This is a genomic window from Nonlabens tegetincola (genome assembly GCF_002954355.1).
Lineage (GTDB): Bacteria > Bacteroidota > Bacteroidia > Flavobacteriales > Flavobacteriaceae > Nonlabens > Nonlabens tegetincola.
The window spans coordinates 144,496-162,733 of the sequence record NZ_MQVV01000017.1; the positions used below are offsets into that span (position 1 = coordinate 144,496).

The following is an 18,238-nucleotide window of genomic DNA, read 5'->3' on the forward strand; positions in this document are numbered from 1 at the left end:
GAAATACGTGAAAAATTTAGTGGTTTTAACTGGAGCTGGAGTAAGTGCAGAAAGTGGTATTTCAACCTTTAGAGATGCTGGTGGTTTGTGGGAAGGACATGATATTATGGAAGTAGCTTCACCACAAGGTTGGGAACGCAATCCTGAGCTGGTACTCGACTTTTACAATAAACGTAGAGCTCAATTAAAAACGGTTGAACCTAATGAAGCTCATCATATTATCGCAGGGCTAGAACGCAATTTTCAAGTTACTGTAATCACCCAAAATGTAGATGATTTACATGAACGCGCTGGCAGTAGTAGCGTTTTACATTTACATGGAGAATTACGCAAAGTACGCAGTACGGTAAATCCAGATGATATCGCACACCATGATGATGATCTACATCTAGGTGATTGTTGTGCAGCTGGTCATCAATTAAGGCCACATATTGTATGGTTTGGCGAGGATGTTCCTGCCATGAGTAAGGCCATCGACATCACCAGTAAAGCCGATTTGTTTTTAGTAGTTGGAACTTCATTACAAGTATATCCGGCTGCCGGTTTGATAGATTACACTCCTATTAATTGCCAGCATTTTTTAGTAGATCCTAATCCTGCGCTCTCCTCAAAAAATGGTCTTACGGTAATAGAAGATGTAGCAAGTACTGGAATGAGAAAAATCGAGGAATTATTGTTCTTACATCATGATAAAAAAGATTGATCTCGAGACTGAATTAAACGCATTAAAGGCGTACAAAAAAGAGCGTGTGCGTATAGGAACACTGGTTGTAAAAGAAAATTGTATACCAGAGCTTGTCTCATTGTGCACAGTTGACAGTAAAGTAAGTCATCAGGCATGCTGGTGCCTAGAACAGTCTTTTTTACTGTTCCCAGATGCTACTATGAAGCATATTGATGGGATCGCAAACTTATATAACCAAGAGCTCAACTCGTCGGCTATGAGGTCTTTATCAAAAATAGCTTCAGTAATAACTAAAAAGTATTATTCTAAAAGGTCACATCCATTTCAAAAACAACTAACAAAAGAGCATCGTGAACATTTTGTAACGGGTTGTTTCTATACGTTGATAACGCATACTGATTGCACAGCAAATATGGCAATGGCCACAAGCAGCCTGTATGAGTTAGGTAAGGAGTTTGAATGGATTTATCCTGAATTAGTTCCCACTATTGAGAGACTGCTTACTCAAACAAAAACTAAGGGATATCGTGCTAGTGCTGCCAAAGTATTAGATGCTATAAACACCTAATACTCTCGGAAATTTAGCGTACTTTTGCGTGCTTTAAAGACAGAAATTATGCCTACTGCTTTACAAGCTATCTCTCCTGTAGATGGTCGTTATCGATCAAAAGTTGAACCACTAGCCGATTACTTCTCAGAATATGCTCTTATTAAATATAGAGTTCTAGTTGAAGTAGAATATTTTATCGCTTTAAGCGAAAGCGGAATACCTCAACTACAGCCGCTTGATGAAGCGACACAAGAGGAACTTAAAAATCTATATCGCAACTTTACTGAAGAAAACGCTCAAGAAGTAAAAGACATTGAAAAGGTTACTAACCACGATGTCAAAGCAGTGGAATATTTCTTGAAAAAGGCGTTTGATCGATTAGGTCTAAGCGATGTAAAAGAATTTATACATTTTGGTCTTACTTCACAAGATGTAAATAATACAGCCATTCCATTATCCATTAAAGATGCTGTTGAGAATGCTTACTTACCTATATTAGACGAGGTTAAGGATAAATTAAATAATTTATCTATAGAGTGGAAAGATATTCCAATGCTAGCCAGGACTCATGGACAACCTGCCTCGCCTACACGATTAGGTAAAGAATTTTATGTGTATGTAGTTCGTTTAGAAGAACAACTTAACATGCTAGAGCATGTGCAGCACGCGGCAAAATTTGGTGGTGCTACTGGAAATTATAACGCTCATCACATTGCTTATCCAAACATTGATTGGCAAAAATTTGGTGAAGATTTTGTGGAAAATCGATTAAGATTGAAACACAGTTTTCCGACTACACAAATAGAGCATTACGATCATATGGCCTCACTTTTTGATACCTTAAAAAGAATTAATACCATTTTAATAGATCTGGATCGTGATATCTGGACCTACATTTCTATGGATTATTTTAAGCAAAAGATTAAAAAAGGTGAAGTAGGTTCAAGTGCAATGCCTCATAAAGTAAATCCTATTGATTTCGAAAATTCTGAAGGTAATCTAGGAATTGCTAATGCACTTTTTGAACATTTGAGCGCAAAACTTCCTGTATCTAGACTGCAGCGAGATTTAACAGACTCTACAGTTTTAAGAAATGTAGGAATGCCACTAGCTCATACTTTAATTGCTTTTCAAGCAACATTAAAAGGTTTAGGTAAATTATTATTGAACGAGCAGGCGATAGCACAAGATTTAGAGAATAACTGGGCGGTAGTAGCTGAAGCTATTCAGACCATCCTGCGTCGTGAGGCATACCCAAATCCTTATGAAGCACTAAAAGAACTTACTAGAACCAATGAAAAAATCACTGGTAAGAGTATTGCGCAATTTATTGACACGCTTAATGTAGATGAATCTGTTAAGGAAGAGATGAGAGGAATATCGCCATCCTCGTATACCGGTATTTAACTAGTAACATATAAAATCACATATTATTAAACCATCTCATATTGAGATGGTTTTTTTGTGAAAATTTCCCATTAAAGTTTTACTGCGTTGAGTTAGAAACACCAGTAATACTTTAATAATTAAAATCACCTTACCTATTTTTAAGTTAATTTATTACAAAATAAGTTAATAGTTTTTCAATTGATTAGATTTTAATAATATTATCAATATTGGGATAGTAATTTAGAATCGAATCAAAAACAAAAACTATGTCAATTTTAACTATCATCTTAAACATTTTTATCCCACCATTAGGAGTAGGACTAGCCAAAGGTTTTGGCAAAGATTTTCTTATCAACCTGATATTAACTCTAATATTTTTTATCCCAGGAGTTATACATGCGTTCATTGTTACAAGTAGATAAGCTTTAATAAGAAAACAGAAATTAATAAATACATTAAATCAAAAAAACATGAAAAAATATATTATACCATTTTTTATAAGTGCAGCCATATTAACTAGTTGCGATGTAAAAAAGACAGAAGAAGGAAGTTTACCCGAAGTAGATGTTGATGTTGAAGCTGAAGCAGGGAATTTACCAGAGTATGAAGTTAACTGGGCAGATGTCGATCTAACGACAGAAACTAGAATGGTAGAGGTTCCTAAAGTGGTCGTAGTAATGGAAGAAGAAGAAGTTGAAGTTCCGGTTATTGACGTAGATATGCCTGGTGAAGATAAGAATGAACGTACCTTACTTGTAGAGGCAGAGGTATCTGATTATGATCATGAATTAAAAATTGAAGAGGTACGTGCTGCCAATAAAAAATTATATGTTATTGCGTCTCTAGAAAAAACAGAAACTAGTTTAGACGGGAAGACTATAAGAAAACAAGATCAAATAGACCTCAATGCTCCAGCTATGGATGTGGAATACATAATTATAGGAGAACGTCCAGACAGAGTATTTAATAAGAATAATACTTATGTAGCAAGTAAAGCAAATCTTAACGATGCTATTAAGAATGCCACTGTAATTTATTCAGAATAAAGACAGTTAAAATCAGTATGAAAAACGCGCCTTTTTAGGGCGCGTTTTTTTCTTCTACAATTTTTACATCAATACTAGGAATATGATGTTTAAAGAACATTTTAAGCTTCAATAATGAATTCTTTTCAAAATCAAAAAAATATAAATAATCTACTCTATTTTCAATGGAAGTAACAGCTACAAATTTCTCAGACAATCTTATTTCTTTGAAATTAATAATAGTATCAAAGTACTCAATATCATTTTTCCTAAAAATAAGTTGATTCTCATTTATCGCAACTATAGCTTGCTCCTCAATTTGAATTTTATAACTAGCGATAACTAAAATGATTAAGATTACAATAAGATAAAAAATATTATTTTCAAGCCAATCATCGACTCCAAATTCAATTATATCTTTAAATAAAACAATATATAGAAAGACACAAAGCAAGAATAGTAACCATCCAAATTTTGAGAAATGGTTTACTTTTTTTTCGGGTTTTTTAAAGCCAGCTTTATCTGTATTTACTTTATTTATTTTGACTATGATTTGAAAAACCAGAATAAATATTGCAGAAATCAGTATGTAATAAGGTCCATAAACCTCGAAGTGTTTATTGTACAAGATTTGAATTAATAAAATCAAGTATGCTGTATAATGTAAAACCCTTAACCAGATATTTTGTCGCCTCCTTTTTAAGAAGTATCGTTGATCAAATATGCTGTCTATGTACTGTAAAAAACGAGCTATCACTATCTTACATGCTTCAACGTTCTTATAAAGCCGTTAGAATCCTCTATACGTGTAACATAAATCCCTGAAACTAGATCGGTTTTTAACTCATAAGTAGTACCTACTAGAACCTTTTCATCTGCAATCAATTTACCAGTAAGGTCATAAGTCGATAATCGGTAAGTATCTGGTCTAGAAAAATAAAAGGTATCCTCCACTACCCTAACATCAAATTGAGCCATATTTGGACTCTGTACACTCAGAGTACTTGGTTGCCATCCATAGTCTGACCCTTTCAAATCAGGGCTTTGTCTAGATAAGTCGGTGGTTATAATTAAAAAATACCAATCATTTACTTTTGTTCCAGTTGGAATTGTTGTCAAATTTAAATTAGGCTCCTCTTGATAAGTGCGGTTTGCAATATCAATTTGTGCCACATAAGCGCCTGCAGTAGCGTCATAATTAAATACGACAAAGGTAGACGCGTCACTGAAGTCATCATGATAATCCCAAGTACTAGGAACACCATCAGTTTCTAATCCAGTATAGAGAAGCAAGTTAGGATCTCCCATAGGGTCAAATAATGAATAATCGCCTTGAGCTCCATAAGTTATAGTTATAGTACCACTATTTATATCAGCTGGGTTTGGATTCAATTGAATTTGACCGTGAGCAGTAATACTTAGTGTGATGAAAAAGAAAAGTAATTTTAGCCTCATAAAAATCTTTTAATGATCTCTAAAAATAGAAAAAACCTAATTGTGAGACAACTAAGTTTTTTATTTAAGCTATAACAAAACCTTCTTAAAGATATTATTTCATTTTATCACCTTTAGCTAAATTCATAACTATGGCAACCATAGCTATACAAACCAGCACAAAGACTCCAATAATTACAGCTCCATAAGTCCAATTCACAAGTGGTAGCATATACATATTCATAGTAAAATATTATAAAATTAATGACATTTATATTGAGAGCTTACCTGCTCTACAGTTACATTTTCTGATGGTGAAACATAGGGTATATCTAACCCTAAACCTCTTAATACAAACAAAGCTCCAATCACTACAACAACCACAGGGATCATTTTAATTACCCGTTTTTTGACCTGTCCAGTTAAAAAATTTCCTAGATAAATAGCAGTAGTCATCATAGGAATTGTTCCTAGACCAAACATCAACATATAGATTCCGCTTGCGCTCACACTGTTCATAGCAACAGAAGCAAATACGGCCATGTAAACTAAGCCACATGGTAAAAATCCATTAAGAAAACCCATCATAAAAAAGTTTTCATAACCTCTTTTTTTAAGCTGTTGGGATAAACTAGATTTCACCTTACCAATAAGTAAATAAACTGGTTTTGTTATAGAAAATCTCTGTAAAAATTTAGAAGGTAATACCACAGTAGCGATCATTAATATTCCTACACCAATAGAAATATATTGCTGAAATCCGAATAAATGAGCACCACGTCCTATATACCCAAGCATCATTCCTATCGTAGCATAGGTAAACAATCTACCACTATGATAACTGATTAATTGTCCCCACCTTTTAGTACGGCTTTTTCTATCCAATGGCAGTAAAAAAGCTATTGGACCACACATTCCTACACAGTGAAAACTCCCTAATAGACCCAGTATGAAAGCAGTATATATCATTAATACAAAATAGATTCTTTATACAGATAATCATTATCTTTAGTAGTCCATTCAATAGTAATGTTCCAACGACCGTCCACCAGCTTGTTATCAGGTATGAGCAAGTGAGAACCAGATAATTTCAAATCAAATTGAGTATCTAGTTTTTGGTTGGACGGTCTATATAGGAACACTGTGCCAGAACTATTAATCTCGTTTATTTCTTCAGGGAACTCTATTAACCAACCTTCCTTAGTTCGCTTTCCATTAATTTTTTTGGATAAACTTTCAAGACGCTTTTCCTGATCAATTTCATCTTGATATGCCATCTCCTTTGCGTAGTAATTTTCAGTTACAAGATCGTGATCATAATCGCTATCAGTAAGCATGGTTATTACCATAAACATGATAAAGGCAATAAATCCTATCATTCCTAGAACAATACCGGTTCCCCAATTCCATTTCATATTTTATTCTTTTTAACTCTTATATTATTTGTGCATGCCAGCTACCCTACTTTAGGTAGCTGTCGGGCTATACGTTACAATTCCTCGCTATTAGTTATTGTATAACCATAGCTGCGGGATTTTCACTACTATCCCTCATGCGTTTTAATTAAAACTTCTAGGTCCCAAAAAGGTAGTTGTTGTAGTTTCAATTAAATGTGAACCACTGTAAATACCTATTTCAACTTTATCTTTTTCTTCTTTAAGTAAGTTTGAGTCAATTTCAATAAACAATGTCCCTTCTGCGAGCTCTTGCGCTGGTACATTAACCTCATCATTCACCACTTTTATAAAACCGTCATGCGATAATAACTTAAAGCTAACATCCTCAATATTTTGAGTGGTTTTATTCACTAATTTGTAGGTAAAAACATTACTTATATTACTACCTTCTTTATGCTCATACAATTGACCAGGTAGACGTAGGATTCTAGCCTCAATATCATTACGTAAAAACAACATACCGACTAGCACCGCAATTAATACACCTAGCACCACACTATAACCTTTAAGCCTAGGAGTAAATTCAAATTTTGTTTTTTTCTCTATATTTTCCTCACTTGCATAGCGTATGAGACCTTTAGGCAATCCCACCTTTTCCATCATGCTATCACAGGCATCGATACATGCGGTACAGTTGACACATTCCAGTTGTGTACCATTTCTTATATCGATACCAGTCGGACAAACATGAACACACTGTGCACAATCAATACAATCTCCTTTACCACTGGCTTCACGATTTTCTGATTTTTTAAACTTTGCTCGCCCTTTTTCTTTTTCACCTCGCTTATAGTCATAAGCTACTACTATAGATTTATTATCCAATAAAACTCCTTGTAATCTACCGTAAGGACACGCTATAACACATACTTGCTCTCTAAACCAAGCAAAGACAAAGTAAAAAACTGCTGTAAAAATTAATAATGAAATAAATGTGCTTAGGTGGTACTTGGGTCCATCAATCATATACTTAAGTAATTGATCACTACCTATCAAATAAGCTAAAAAAACATTAGCTATTAAAAACGAAATAATAAAGAAGACAATCCATTTAATGACTCTTTTCTTAATTTTTTCGGCATTCCATGGAGCTTTTTTCAGTCGAATTTGCTTACCACGATCGCCTTCAATCCAGTACTCGATCCTTCTAAATACCATTTCCATAAAAATGGTTTGAGGACATATCCAACCGCAAAAAATACGACCATAGGCTACAGTGAAAAACACCACAAAAAGAACACCTATAAGCATACTTATGACTACTAGGTGAAAATCTTGAGGCCAGAATGGTTGACCAAAAATATTAAACCTTCTTTCAAGAACATTTATCATGATAAACTGATTACCATTTATCTTGATAAAAGGAGAAATAAATAATATCGTAAGCAGAAAATAGCTTACAATCTTACGCCAATTGTAATACCTACCAGAAGGTTTTTTAGGAAATATCCATGCGCGTTTCCCGTCTTGGGTAACGGTGCTTATACTGTCTCTAAAAACTTCAGCTTCTGGCGATTTCATACTATTTATTTTATTCGTAAGAACTAGGATACTTTTGAGTTAGGGATTGAGACGGCATCCTCTTGTGGTAGCAAGAGATATAGTCGAAAGCCCGACCCAAAGTCCCAAGGACTTTGGGAAACTTCCTAATTAAATTTTGAATTAGTTACTACACTATTTTGTAAACTATCGGTTACTATCGTTTTGTCTGGATTTTCAATTATCATTTTATCAGGAGCATCAGGATTGTTCCATATTTCTCCTTGAGGTTCTTTAGGTTCGGCTGGTGTGGTTCCCTCAAACTGCATGACATAACTGGCTACTTGAGCAATTTGTGCTGGCTTAAGTTCAGTCTTCCATGGCACCATTCCTTTGCCACTACGACCACCTTCTGAAATGGTATTGAAAATATTTTTTATGCCACCACCAAGTATCCAGTAGGAATCTGTTAAATTGGGACCTATTCCACCACCACCATCAACCTTGTGACATGCAGCACAGTTTTGATTAAAAATTTCCTTACCAGCGTTTAAATCACTTGCGTCGGTCAATAATGTAACTGTGTTTACATCTACTAGATCTTTTGCCGTTTTTTTCCATTCTTCTACTTGTGCTCGAGCAATTTCCATTTCAGTTTCAAACTCTGATGCTTGGTCATACTCATTAAATACATGGAATCGCGCCAAGTAAACTACACCAAAAATGATAGTTGCATAAAACATGTAAAGCCACCATGGTGGTAAGTTGTTATCTAATTCTTGTATACCGTCGTAATTATGATCGAGTACAATCTCATGCTCGCTTTCAATAGGTTTGCTATCTAGAGATTTTTTATACACTCTTTTTATTCTAGCAAATTGATTTTCCTTACGTGTTTTTTCGGCAAGGTCATAGCGCTCTTTTGCTTCTTTATCAAGGGTGTTGTATAGGACCGCTTTTAAAGTTGAAATACTGGCCTCACCGGCAATCATAAGTGTTATCAAAAGTGCAACCAGCGGCCAAAACCATACTTTTTCAAATGCTGAAAATGGTTGGTCTGGTGAAGCTACAAACATGAGCAAGCCTGATGCAACGACTGCAAAAACACCAACTCTTATATAGGATGATAAGGTTCTCATTGTTTATTAATATTTGTAGTTAAAGAATCATCTAAGGGTATGTTACTCACCTCTTCAATATGTTGCTTTTTTGCTGTTGCTACCCAAAAGAAGAGTGCTACAAAAAAGACGAAGAATATGAGTAAGGAGATCATGGGATAAATACTTACCCCATCAATCTGTTCTAAATTTTGTTTTACAAACTTGAGCATGACTTATTAATTTGATGCAGTTTGCGCTGCGTTACTTATAACTTTTATATCAGTCCCTAATCGCTGTAAATAAGCAATAAGAGCGGTTATCTCACGATCTTTAATTTCTACAAACTCCTCACCTTGTTGTTGCTTTCTAGTTTTATCTGCCTCGTAAGTTTTTAAGAAATCTGGATCTTCAGATAGGTTGCTTTGTATTTGACTACCTTGTTCGTCCATCCATTCTTGAGCTCGATCTACATCATCCTGTGTATAGGGAACGCCTAGTGAAATCATGGCTTCCATTTTAGCCTCGGTATTTGATTTATCAAGTTTTGATGTGATTAACCATTTATAAGCTGGCATTATGGAACCATCTGATGTACTTTGAGGATCATACATATGATTAAAGTGCCAATTATCGTTGTATTTCCCTCCTATCCTAAGCAAATCAGGACCTGTACGTTTACTACCCCAAAGAAATGGGTGATCATATACAAATTCACCAGCCTTAGCATACTCTCCATATCGCTCAACTTCACTACGGAAAGGACGTACCATTTGAGAGTGACAATTATTACAACCTTCTCGTATGTATATATCACGACCTTCTAGCTCAAGAGGTGTATATGGTTTTACACTCGAGATAGTTGGAACGTAATCATCAACCAGTAAGGAAGGTATAATTTGGACTGCACCACCAATTAAAATTGCTATTGTAGCGTATATAGTCAATTTGACTGGTCTTCTTTCTAACCATGTGTGATATCCTTCTTTGGCAGTTCTACTAGAGGTTACAGCAGGTAGAGCCGCAGCTTCTGCAAGTTCATCGGTAACTTTTTTACCAGAACGAGCTGTCATAATCACATTATGGACTCCTACTAACGCACCTACTATATATAAACTTCCTCCTATAGCACGCATCCAGTACATAGGCATAATTTCATTTACAGTCTCTAGGAAATTACCGTAAACTAAGGTACCGTCTGGATTAAATTGTTTCCACATAAATGCCTGTACAAATCCAGCTACATACATGGGTAATGCATAAAGCATGATTCCTAATGTACCTATCCAAAAATGAACATTTGCTAATTTATTAGACCACAATTTTGTTTTGAACAGTTTAGGCACTAACCAATATATCATACCAAAGGTTAGGAAACCGTTCCAGGCTAAAGCTCCTACGTGTACGTGAGCTACAATCCAATCGGTAAAATGGGCAATAGCATTAACGTTTTTAAGCGATAACATAGGTCCTTCAAATGTGGCCATACCATATCCTGTGATAGCTACCACCATAAATTTAAGTACTGGACTAGTGCGCACTTTATCCCATGCACCGCGTAACGTAAGCAGTCCGTTTATCATTCCACCCCATGATGGAGCGATCAACATTACTGAAAAAGCTACTCCTAAATTTTGCGCCCAATCTGGTAGTGCAGAATATAACAGATGGTGAGGACCAGCCCATATGTAGATGAAAATCAAAGACCAAAAGTGGACTATGGACAACCTGTATGAATACACTGGTCTATTGGCTGCTTTAGGAACAAAATAATACATAAGTCCTAAGAAAGGTGTAGTTAAGAAAAAAGCAACTGCATTATGACCATACCACCATTGAACTAGAGCATCCTGAACACCTGCATAGGCTGAATAACTCTTTAAAAAGGTTACAGGCAGCTCCATGCTATTAACAATATGAAGTACCGCAACAGTAACAAATGTTGCTAGATAAAACCAAATAGCCACATACAAATGTCGTTGTCTTCTTTTAAGTATAGTTCCTATAAGATTTGCTCCAAAAGCTACCCACACAATTGCAATTGCAATATCTATAGGCCACTCCAACTCGGCATATTCTTTGGAACTTGTATAACCTAATGGTAAGGTTATAGCCGCTGCAACAATAATAAGTTGCCATCCCCAAAAATTGAAATTACTTAAAAAATCACTCCACATACGAGCTTTTAGCAGTCGTTGGGTAGAGTAATAAACACCTGCATAAATTGCATTACCTACAAATGCAAATATCACTGCATTGGTGTGAAGAGGCCTTAACCGACCAAAGCTTAGCCATGAAATACCGTCGGTTACATTAGGAAAAATGAACATGAATGCGAGTAATAACCCTACACTCATACCTACGACACCCCAAACTAGAGTTGCGACTATAAATTTGCGTACAATCTTGTTATCGTAGTAAAATTGTTGCAGTTCCATACTTGAATTAATTAGTGGTTTTAAAAATTACATTTTAGTCTTGAAGCACATCTTCATCATCAAACAACATGCGAACTGATGGTGTGTACGTGTCGTCATATTGACCGCTGCGTACAGAGATCACAAAGGCTATAAAAAATCCTATAGCAACAACCACGCTTATGGCTAGTAATAAATAAATGATGTTCATACCTGACTTATTTTATACGGTAAAATTAGATCTAGATGCCACCTTGAAATGGTGACTTTTGTCACTTAATACCTATCTTTTTTTGTTGTTTTAAACAAATGCATACATGGCTATAAGTTGAGTTTCATAGCGCAGTTTGGTCCATTGGTTTAACATTGCGACATCTTCTTGGAGTAGCAATGAGTTTTTTATTTGAAGTAGTTCTTGTTGCAGCAAAAAATATTGGGAAGACAGTTGATCCAATTCAGGAACAAGGTCTGACTTCTCCCGAGAAACATAACACTGTGTTCTCAGTGCCTGTATCTTAGATGCGAGTATCGATAATTGGTTATTCATAATTTAATTATGGTTTGATTTTATTTGAAGCGTAATAAGAAAACAAGGTGGTAAACACCACAATGCTTATGGAACTCAAAGGCATTAAAATAGCAGCAATAACTGGTTTCAAATGACCGGTTACAGCAAAACCTAAGCCTATAAGATTATAGAGTAATGAAAAGATAAAAGCGTATGAAATAATAGATCTTGCCTTATTAGCTAGTTGTAAATACTGAGGTAAAAAATGAAATTGTGAAGCATCGATGATACCATCACATGCAGGAGAAAAAACATTTACATTTTCAGATATGGCGATACCCACATCACTTTGTTTAAGAGCTCCTGCATCATTTAAACCATCTCCTATCATCATTACTTTGCTACCATTATTTTGTAATTCTTTTACAAATCGCATTTTATCATCAGGCCTTTGATTAAATAAAAAGCGAGTACTTTCTGGTAGTATTTTTTTCAAAGCCTGTAATTCACCTTCATTATCACCAGATAAAACCACAATTTGATATGATTTCTCAAGTTCTTTAAAAGTTTCAGCCATTCCAGGGCGATATTCTGTTTGAAAAATGTAGCATCCTTTATAAGAAGAATCTGTTGCTATATGAACTGCCGTCTCTTTACTGGCACTTACATCAATTGAATTTGAAGAATCAATACCAACATATCGCGCCGATCCTATTTTAATAGTTTGAGATGCAATGGAACCAGTAATTCCTTGTCCTACATGTTCTTGAAAAGTGTCTAACGTTTGAATGTTATTCTCCTGTAAAATTTTATATAAGGATCTACTCAAGGGATGGTTTGATGCCTTAAGAGTACTGGACAATAATTGTTTTTCCATATCATCCAGTGCAATTCCCTCATAATGAACTGTATTTTTAGAAGCGCTGGTTAAAGTACCCGTTTTGTCAAAGATTATGGTATCTAACTCAGACATCTTTTCTATAACATGACTGTTTTTAAGATATAGCTTTACCTTACCATAAAATCGTAATACATTACCTAATGTAAAAGGAGCGGCAAGTGCAATGGCACAAGGACAAGCTACTATAAGCACCGCTGTAAATACATTAAGCGCCATACTATTGTCGTAAAACAACCAGAATAAAGCAGCAATGATCGCTACACTTAAAATACCAATTGTAAATCTTTTACTTATTCGATCAGTTATAGATTGTAACCGTGTACTATCCTCTTCTTTAAAAATTTCGTTGGACCATAATTGAGTCAAATACGATTGCTCGACTCCTTTAATCACCTCTAGCTCAAGCAAGCCAGATTCCTGCCTACCACCTGCATAAATTTTATCTCCTGATTGTTTAGGCACTGGCTGTGCCTCGCCAGTTACAAAACTATAATCTATAAGCGCCTTTCCCTTTATCAGAATAGCATCCACAGGGATAAGTTCCCCATTCCTAATCAGAATTCTATCACCAGGTTGTAATTCATAAACTGGCGTTTGCACCTCGCGGTCTAGGTTACTCTTGTTAGGTTGATTTATTGTGTTGTCGATCTCGCTTTCGCGAAAGCGTAATTCTTCACATTCCCGAGGTTTTACAATCTTTGTAACACCAATAGGGAAATAGCTTTTGTAATCACGTTCAAACGAAAGATAGGCATAGGTTTTTTGTTGAAAAAATTTACCCAACAAAAGAAAAAAGACGAGTCCTGCAAGACTATCCAGAAAGCCCGTACCCCAATCCATTATAATTTCTATAAGTGACCTTAAGAAAAGTACACTTATCCCTATCGCGATAGGCACATCTATATTTAAAATCCTTGATTTTATACCTTTAAAAGCCGAAATGAAGTAGTCTACACCACTATAAAACACCACAGGTATAGAAAAAGCAAGCATCAACCATCTAAATACATGTTTAAATTGATCTAGCCAGTATTCATTGACTTCAAAATACTCAGGAAAGGACAAGAACATTATATTGCCAAATGCAAATCCAGCTACACCTAATTTATAAATCAGACTGCGGTCTTTTACTTTTTTTGATTTTTTTGAATCTTCAAGAGAAATGTAAGGTTCGTATCCTAGATTAGATAATAGTATTACCAAAGATTTTAAATTAAGATGCTCTGGTTGATAAACTATCCTTACCGTTTTTTCAGGAAAATTAACCTGAGATTGTGTAACAGCTGGGTTGATTTTATGCAAATGTTCCAGTACCCAAATGCAACTACTGCAATGCATAGAAGGGATAAGGAGCTGTACAATTTGTGTATCTTGTTCATTAAACTCTAAAATGGAATTAACAATATCCTGATTTTCTAAAAAATCAAATTTTCCTTCAAAATCTCTCGGACTCACTCCTGGATGTTGTTCAAGATCGTAGTAATAGGATAAATTGTTTTCATTCAAAATATCATAAACCGTCTTACAACCATGACAACAAAATACCTTGTGATCATGTTCAATAGCACCCGTAATACACGGATCACCACAGTGGAAACATTTTTCCATTTATCTAGTTCTTAAAATTGCTTATACCTGGGATAAAGGTGAGCACAAGACAAGCAATAAAACGGTGACTTTTGTCACCCTAGAACAATAAATTATGAAATGATTAGTAATTAAAAAACTGTATTTCAGTATTTTAAAACAAAAATTCTATGAAAACTAATGCACTATTTTGGGTTTATTTGGTGACGGCAGTATTAGTAATCCTCACCGTTTCTAGTCAACTAGGTACTTCCTTTAAATGGATTTTTACAGGTACCTTAATTGGTCAACTATTATTACTTACTATGGTATATAAAATTTTGACCGATGATTATGAGACTGATAAAACTTTTGAAGATTTCTATGAAGATCGCCCAGACTTGGGTAAATAAAAACTTTTGTTACTGTTTTGTTGTTCAAGTGTAGTACGCCTGATTTTTATTTAATTGAACATTAGTAGATGTTTTATTAATTTTACACATTGTTTGATCAAGTATAATATGAATCATCATAAAGAAAGTCGTTGTGAGAATTGTGTAATAAGACAGCTTAACTCTCTCAAGGCTTTATCAAAGGAACAGCTCAAAGAAATAAGTGACAGTAAAGTAACTAAATCTATTAAAAAAGGTGAAGTCATATTTGCTGAAGGTGAGCGACTACACGGCGTTTTCTGTGTAAGAAATGGTGTTTCTAAATTGTCCAAGACTAGTGAGAACGGTAAGGACCAAATTGTAAAAATTGCTACTAAGGGTGAAGTATTAGGACAGCGATCGGTTATTACCGAGGAATCGGCCAATTTAAGTGCTGTTGCATTAAATGACATGGAAATGTGCTACATTCCAAAAACACATTTAATCAATAATATAAATCGCAACCCAAAGTTTACAAAAGCTGTTCTTATTCAAATGGCCGATGATTTGAAGTTTGCTGATGATGTAATTGTAAATATGGCGCAAAAATCGGTGAAGCAGCGCATTGCAGAAACATTAATGTACTTAGAGAAAAATTTTGGAATTGATCAAGAAGGCTATATTTCTATGACTCTAACCAGAGAAGATATAGCTAACGTAGTTGGTACTGCCAAAGAAGCCTGTATACGTACCTTGACTAGTTTTAAAAAGGAGGAATGGATTATTACCGATGGTAAGCGTATTAAAATTACCGATAAAAACGCTCTCTTAAAATTGAGTAAAGGATTTTAATTGTAACACCACTCATCTATTTTTGACCAAACGTGATTAGGGTCAACCTTGTAAATTTCGCTTTTTTGTATCCTACTCTTTAAGGAAGTAATGAATATAAATTCCTTTGGTCGGATAGTAATTCCACCCCAATGGCTTGGACGCTCAATATCTTTATTTGCATTCATTTGAGTAACCTTATTAAGATTATCAAATAAACATTTTCTTGAGTAGATGATAGCACTTTGGTTACTAGCCAATGCACTTAATTGACTTTCTCTAGGTCTTCTGAAAAAATAATTGTCAGAAATTTCACTTTCTGTTTGAGAAGCTAGACCTTTTACAATAATCCTCCTAGAGATATTAGGCCAATTGAACTCCAAGCTGCAATTAGGATTAGATATTAAATCCATAGCCTTGTTACTGTTGTAATTAGTAAAAAAAGTAAGACCTTTCCAATTGTATTCTTTTAGAAGCACTACTCGATTACTGATTTCAAGGTCGTTACTTATCGTTGTTAATCTCATGGCATTACACTCGGGAACATGTGGATGATCCCGAGCGGTAACTAGCCATTCATGAAATAATTGTAAAGGGTTACAATCGTCCACTTTTACAATTTCAATGTTAGTACAGGTAAAATTGAATGGTTTGCTATATCTTCACTTACACTGCCTTTAAGTAATCGAGAAACACCTGTTCTTCCATGTGTAGGTATAGCGATAACATCTACTTGTGAAAGCTGTGCGTAAGACATGATGCCTTCTTCAATACTGTAATCTGCTATTCGATTCACTTTTTTGATAGCACTCAGTGGTTCAGGATGATTAAGCTTTGTAAAGAAATTGAGTAAAATTTCATCCATTTCATTAGTACTCTTAAAGTTTGAACCAGGTAAATTGACGTATACTAATTCCACTCTTGATTCAAACATTTCAGCTATTTCTAGAACTTTTTTGTAGGCAGGAATCACTTCTTCATCAAAGTTACTAGCCAGTACTATTTTTTCTGGATTAAAATTAAGGTCGTTTTCCTTGACCACTAGAACAGGAACCTGAGAGCTGCGTACCACTTTTTCGGTATTACTACCAGATATCACCTCTTTGAAGCCATTTGCGCCATGCGTACCCATTACTATTAAGCTGGCATCTACATCGCTTGCAAACTCACCTATACTTTCAAAGTTCAATTCTTTTTGTAAAACTGGCTCTACAACTAATCCTTCTAAATACTCCTTATCAGTAAATTCACTAAATTGTTTCTCGGCTAGTTTTAGTTGAAAAATGTTTTGTTGAACAGCTTGTGCTTGGTTTTGATTAATGACTAGTTCTTCAATACCAGCCATGTGACATAACAGTAATTTTGCATTTATTTTATGTGCAACTCGTGCTGCTACTTGTAATGCTTTTTCTGATTCTTTTGAAAAATCTACCGGAATTAAAATGGATTTCATGCTCTACCTGTTTTAAAATTATAGAACAAAATTATTCTTGATATAATTTTCTCAAGGTGACAATTATCATCTTTTTCCCAATATTCTAGAATTAATTTTACACAGTAAATTATCCTTTATGGAAACAAGTTTATTGTTACAAAACCTGAAATGTAGCGGTTGTAAAAATGCTATACTTAAACGTATATCAAAATTGGATGGAATAAAAAACATTCAATTAGATGTCCCATCTAGTAAGCTTTCATTTGAATACACCAGTCATAATGCATTGGAAGGATTACGCAGTAATCTAGCTGATATGGGTTATCCAATCAGTGGTGAATCTAATACCATTGTTGAGAAAACAAAATCCTACATTCAATGTGCCGTGGGCAGGTTATCCAAAGAGTAAGATAATTACAGGTTAATTTTTAGGGTTTAAAAGCCGGTTGTAAACGTGATCTAGCAACCGGCTTTTATTACGCTTTTCTATATCGTTTGTAGATTTTAAAAAGAATCATAAGAATCACTGCAAGTGCAAATAATCCTATTACTCCATAAATCCAATTGAGTGCACTTTTTAAAATAACTAGAAATACTACTGCAAATAAAACAAGAGTAGCACCTTCATTATATAACCTCATACCGTTTGAAGTCCACTTAACCACATTCTTATCTAACTCTTTAAGTATACTATTTGTCTTAATATGATAAATAATCAATGCAAGTACAAAGGCAAGTTTAACATGCATCCACCCTTGTTCTAGATAGTAAGGTCTTATCAACAATAGCAAAATTGCAAAAGTTGTAGCAAGAATAGCACTAGGCCATCCTATTATAAACCAAAGTCTTCTGGACATAATTTTTAATTGATCTAAAAGGATCGTTTTATTGGGCTCTGGTTTATCATGAGCTTCAATTTGATAAACAAATAGTCTAGGAATATAAAATAAAGCCGCAAACCACGTCACAACAAAAATCAAGTGCAACGACTTAATATATCCATAGAAATTTTCAAAATAATCTGGTAAAACAGGCTCTAATTCCATAGTAGGACAAAGGTAATATGAAAACAGTTACCGATCATTTCAAATAG

At 34.7% G+C, this 18,238-nt stretch carries 21 protein-coding genes; 8 read left to right on the forward strand and 13 right to left on the reverse strand.

Annotated elements, in window-relative coordinates:
* Window positions 1-7 precede the first annotated feature (7 nt).
* The 5 genes from BST93_RS12225 (at window position 8) to BST93_RS12245 (ending at window position 3,670) form a co-directional block, all read left to right on the forward strand.
* Window positions 8-703: an SIR2 family NAD-dependent protein deacylase gene (locus BST93_RS12225; protein WP_105019387.1), complete on the forward strand. Its 696-nt coding sequence runs from the start codon at window positions 8-10 to the stop codon at window positions 701-703.
* Window positions 687-1,253, forward strand: coding sequence for an adenylosuccinate lyase (locus BST93_RS12230; RefSeq protein WP_258150541.1), 567 nt, complete (start codon window positions 687-689; stop codon window positions 1,251-1,253). The genes BST93_RS12225 and BST93_RS12230 overlap by 17 nt, the downstream gene beginning before the upstream one ends.
* Window positions 1,254-1,301: 48 nt before the next feature.
* A complete protein-coding gene (gene purB / locus BST93_RS12235) occupies window positions 1,302-2,642 on the forward strand; it encodes an adenylosuccinate lyase (protein ID WP_373420743.1) in 1,341 nt (446 codons plus the stop codon).
* A 248-nt stretch (window positions 2,643-2,890) separates the two neighbouring features.
* A complete protein-coding gene (locus BST93_RS12240; protein ID WP_082586957.1) occupies window positions 2,891-3,046 on the forward strand; it encodes a YqaE/Pmp3 family membrane protein in 156 nt (51 codons plus the stop codon).
* Window positions 3,047-3,094: 48 nt separating this feature from the next.
* Complete coding sequence (locus tag BST93_RS12245) at window positions 3,095-3,670, forward strand: hypothetical protein (RefSeq protein ID WP_105019388.1); 576 nt, start codon at window positions 3,095-3,097, stop codon at window positions 3,668-3,670.
* A 34-nt stretch (window positions 3,671-3,704) separates the two neighbouring features.
* Here the strand turns inward: BST93_RS12245 and BST93_RS12250 are convergent, their stop codons facing one another.
* The 10 genes from BST93_RS12250 to BST93_RS12300 all read right to left on the reverse strand — a co-directional run bounded on the left by BST93_RS12250 (window position 3,705) and on the right by BST93_RS12300 (window position 14,550).
* Window positions 3,705-4,277, reverse strand: coding sequence for a hypothetical protein (locus tag BST93_RS12250; RefSeq protein WP_146105028.1), 573 nt, complete (start codon window positions 4,275-4,277; stop codon window positions 3,705-3,707).
* Window positions 4,278-4,405: 128 nt separating this feature from the next.
* Window positions 4,406-5,104 carry a hypothetical protein gene (locus BST93_RS12255; protein ID WP_105019390.1) on the reverse strand — a complete coding sequence of 233 codons (699 nt, stop codon included), beginning with the start codon at window positions 5,102-5,104 and terminating at the stop codon, window positions 4,406-4,408.
* A 240-nt stretch (window positions 5,105-5,344) separates the two neighbouring features.
* Window positions 5,345-6,052, reverse strand: coding sequence for a sulfite exporter TauE/SafE family protein (locus tag BST93_RS12260; protein WP_105019391.1), 708 nt, complete (start codon window positions 6,050-6,052; stop codon window positions 5,345-5,347).
* Window positions 6,052-6,498: a FixH family protein gene (locus BST93_RS12265; RefSeq protein WP_085775040.1), complete on the reverse strand. Its 447-nt coding sequence runs from the start codon at window positions 6,496-6,498 to the stop codon at window positions 6,052-6,054. The genes BST93_RS12260 and BST93_RS12265 overlap by 1 nt, the downstream gene beginning before the upstream one ends.
* A gap of 144 nt (window positions 6,499-6,642) precedes the next feature.
* Entirely contained in the window at window positions 6,643-8,061 is a 1,419-nt protein-coding gene (gene ccoG, locus BST93_RS12270; protein WP_105019392.1) for a cytochrome c oxidase accessory protein CcoG, read from the reverse strand.
* 125 nt (window positions 8,062-8,186) lie between these two features.
* Window positions 8,187-9,158 (reverse strand): cbb3-type cytochrome c oxidase N-terminal domain-containing protein, encoded by a 972-nt coding sequence (locus BST93_RS12275; RefSeq protein WP_105019393.1) that lies wholly within the window; start codon window positions 9,156-9,158, stop codon window positions 8,187-8,189.
* Window positions 9,155-9,349, reverse strand: coding sequence for a CcoQ/FixQ family Cbb3-type cytochrome c oxidase assembly chaperone (locus tag BST93_RS12280; RefSeq protein WP_042277839.1), 195 nt, complete (start codon window positions 9,347-9,349; stop codon window positions 9,155-9,157). Before BST93_RS12280 ends, BST93_RS12275 begins: the two co-directional genes overlap by 4 nt.
* 6 nt (window positions 9,350-9,355) lie before the next feature.
* Window positions 9,356-11,554, reverse strand: coding sequence for a cytochrome-c oxidase, cbb3-type subunit I (gene ccoN / locus BST93_RS12285; RefSeq protein WP_105019394.1), 2,199 nt, complete (start codon window positions 11,552-11,554; stop codon window positions 9,356-9,358).
* A 34-nt stretch (window positions 11,555-11,588) separates the two neighbouring features.
* Window positions 11,589-11,744, reverse strand: coding sequence for a cbb3-type cytochrome oxidase assembly protein CcoS (ccoS, locus tag BST93_RS12290; protein ID WP_082586956.1), 156 nt, complete (start codon window positions 11,742-11,744; stop codon window positions 11,589-11,591).
* A 343-nt stretch (window positions 11,745-12,087) separates the two neighbouring features.
* Window positions 12,088-14,550 (reverse strand): heavy metal translocating P-type ATPase, encoded by a 2,463-nt coding sequence (locus tag BST93_RS12300; RefSeq protein ID WP_105019396.1) that lies wholly within the window; start codon window positions 14,548-14,550, stop codon window positions 12,088-12,090.
* A 149-nt stretch (window positions 14,551-14,699) separates the two neighbouring features.
* Here BST93_RS12300 and BST93_RS12305 point away from each other — a divergent pair, with 149 nt between their 5' ends.
* Together BST93_RS12305 and BST93_RS12310 are read left to right on the forward strand one after the other, a co-directional pair.
* Window positions 14,700-14,921: a hypothetical protein gene (locus BST93_RS12305; protein ID WP_105019397.1), complete on the forward strand. Its 222-nt coding sequence runs from the start codon at window positions 14,700-14,702 to the stop codon at window positions 14,919-14,921.
* Window positions 14,922-15,029: 108 nt separating this feature from the next.
* Window positions 15,030-15,731: a Crp/Fnr family transcriptional regulator gene (locus BST93_RS12310; RefSeq protein WP_105019398.1), complete on the forward strand. Its 702-nt coding sequence runs from the start codon at window positions 15,030-15,032 to the stop codon at window positions 15,729-15,731.
* On the opposite strand, the gene BST93_RS12315 is transcribed toward BST93_RS12310, so the two are convergent.
* On the reverse strand, window positions 15,728-16,321 hold the full coding sequence (locus BST93_RS12315) for a pyridoxal 5'-phosphate synthase (RefSeq protein ID WP_181072633.1): 594 nt from the start codon (window positions 16,319-16,321) through the stop codon (window positions 15,728-15,730). The genes BST93_RS12310 and BST93_RS12315 overlap by 4 nt on opposite strands.
* A gap of 2 nt (window positions 16,322-16,323) precedes the next feature.
* Window positions 16,324-17,163, reverse strand: a complete 840-nt coding sequence (locus BST93_RS12320) for a universal stress protein (protein ID WP_105019400.1) — start codon at window positions 17,161-17,163, stop codon at window positions 16,324-16,326.
* A gap of 118 nt (window positions 17,164-17,281) precedes the next feature.
* Here BST93_RS12320 and BST93_RS12325 point away from each other — a divergent pair, with 118 nt between their 5' ends.
* Window positions 17,282-17,554, forward strand: coding sequence for a heavy-metal-associated domain-containing protein (locus tag BST93_RS12325; protein ID WP_105019401.1), 273 nt, complete (start codon window positions 17,282-17,284; stop codon window positions 17,552-17,554).
* A 67-nt stretch (window positions 17,555-17,621) separates the two neighbouring features.
* On the opposite strand, the gene BST93_RS12330 is transcribed toward BST93_RS12325, so the two are convergent.
* A complete protein-coding gene (locus tag BST93_RS12330) occupies window positions 17,622-18,191 on the reverse strand; it encodes a CopD family protein (RefSeq protein ID WP_042277827.1) in 570 nt (189 codons plus the stop codon).
* Window positions 18,192-18,238 lie beyond the last annotated feature (47 nt).

Excerpts from the sequence above, each read along its gene's own strand:
- BST93_RS12230 (WP_258150541.1), top strand. The coding sequence starts at position 687 with ATGATAAAAAAGATTGATCTCGAGACTGAATTAAACGCATTAAAGGCG.
- purB (WP_373420743.1), top strand. The coding sequence starts at position 1,302 with ATGCCTACTGCTTTACAAGCTATCTCTCCTGTAGATGGTCGTTATCGA.
- BST93_RS12240 (WP_082586957.1), top strand. The coding sequence starts at position 2,891 with ATGTCAATTTTAACTATCATCTTAAACATTTTTATCCCACCATTAGGA.
- BST93_RS12245 (WP_105019388.1), top strand. The coding sequence starts at position 3,095 with ATGAAAAAATATATTATACCATTTTTTATAAGTGCAGCCATATTAACT.
- BST93_RS12255 (WP_105019390.1), bottom strand. The coding sequence starts at position 5,104 with ATGAGGCTAAAATTACTTTTCTTTTTCATCACACTAAGTATTACTGCT.
- BST93_RS12260 (WP_105019391.1), bottom strand. The coding sequence starts at position 6,052 with ATGATATATACTGCTTTCATACTGGGTCTATTAGGGAGTTTTCACTGT.
- BST93_RS12265 (WP_085775040.1), bottom strand. The coding sequence starts at position 6,498 with ATGAAATGGAATTGGGGAACCGGTATTGTTCTAGGAATGATAGGATTT.
- ccoG (WP_105019392.1), bottom strand. The coding sequence starts at position 8,061 with ATGAAATCGCCAGAAGCTGAAGTTTTTAGAGACAGTATAAGCACCGTT.
- BST93_RS12275 (WP_105019393.1), bottom strand. The coding sequence starts at position 9,158 with ATGAGAACCTTATCATCCTATATAAGAGTTGGTGTTTTTGCAGTCGTT.
- BST93_RS12280 (WP_042277839.1), bottom strand. The coding sequence starts at position 9,349 with ATGCTCAAGTTTGTAAAACAAAATTTAGAACAGATTGATGGGGTAAGT.
- ccoN (WP_105019394.1), bottom strand. The coding sequence starts at position 11,554 with ATGGAACTGCAACAATTTTACTACGATAACAAGATTGTACGCAAATTT.
- ccoS (WP_082586956.1), bottom strand. The coding sequence starts at position 11,744 with ATGAACATCATTTATTTATTACTAGCCATAAGCGTGGTTGTTGCTATA.
- BST93_RS12300 (WP_105019396.1), bottom strand. The coding sequence starts at position 14,550 with ATGGAAAAATGTTTCCACTGTGGTGATCCGTGTATTACGGGTGCTATT.
- BST93_RS12305 (WP_105019397.1), top strand. The coding sequence starts at position 14,700 with ATGAAAACTAATGCACTATTTTGGGTTTATTTGGTGACGGCAGTATTA.
- BST93_RS12310 (WP_105019398.1), top strand. The coding sequence starts at position 15,030 with ATGAATCATCATAAAGAAAGTCGTTGTGAGAATTGTGTAATAAGACAG.
- BST93_RS12320 (WP_105019400.1), bottom strand. The coding sequence starts at position 17,163 with ATGAAATCCATTTTAATTCCGGTAGATTTTTCAAAAGAATCAGAAAAA.
- BST93_RS12325 (WP_105019401.1), top strand. The coding sequence starts at position 17,282 with ATGGAAACAAGTTTATTGTTACAAAACCTGAAATGTAGCGGTTGTAAA.
- BST93_RS12330 (WP_042277827.1), bottom strand. The coding sequence starts at position 18,191 with ATGGAATTAGAGCCTGTTTTACCAGATTATTTTGAAAATTTCTATGGA.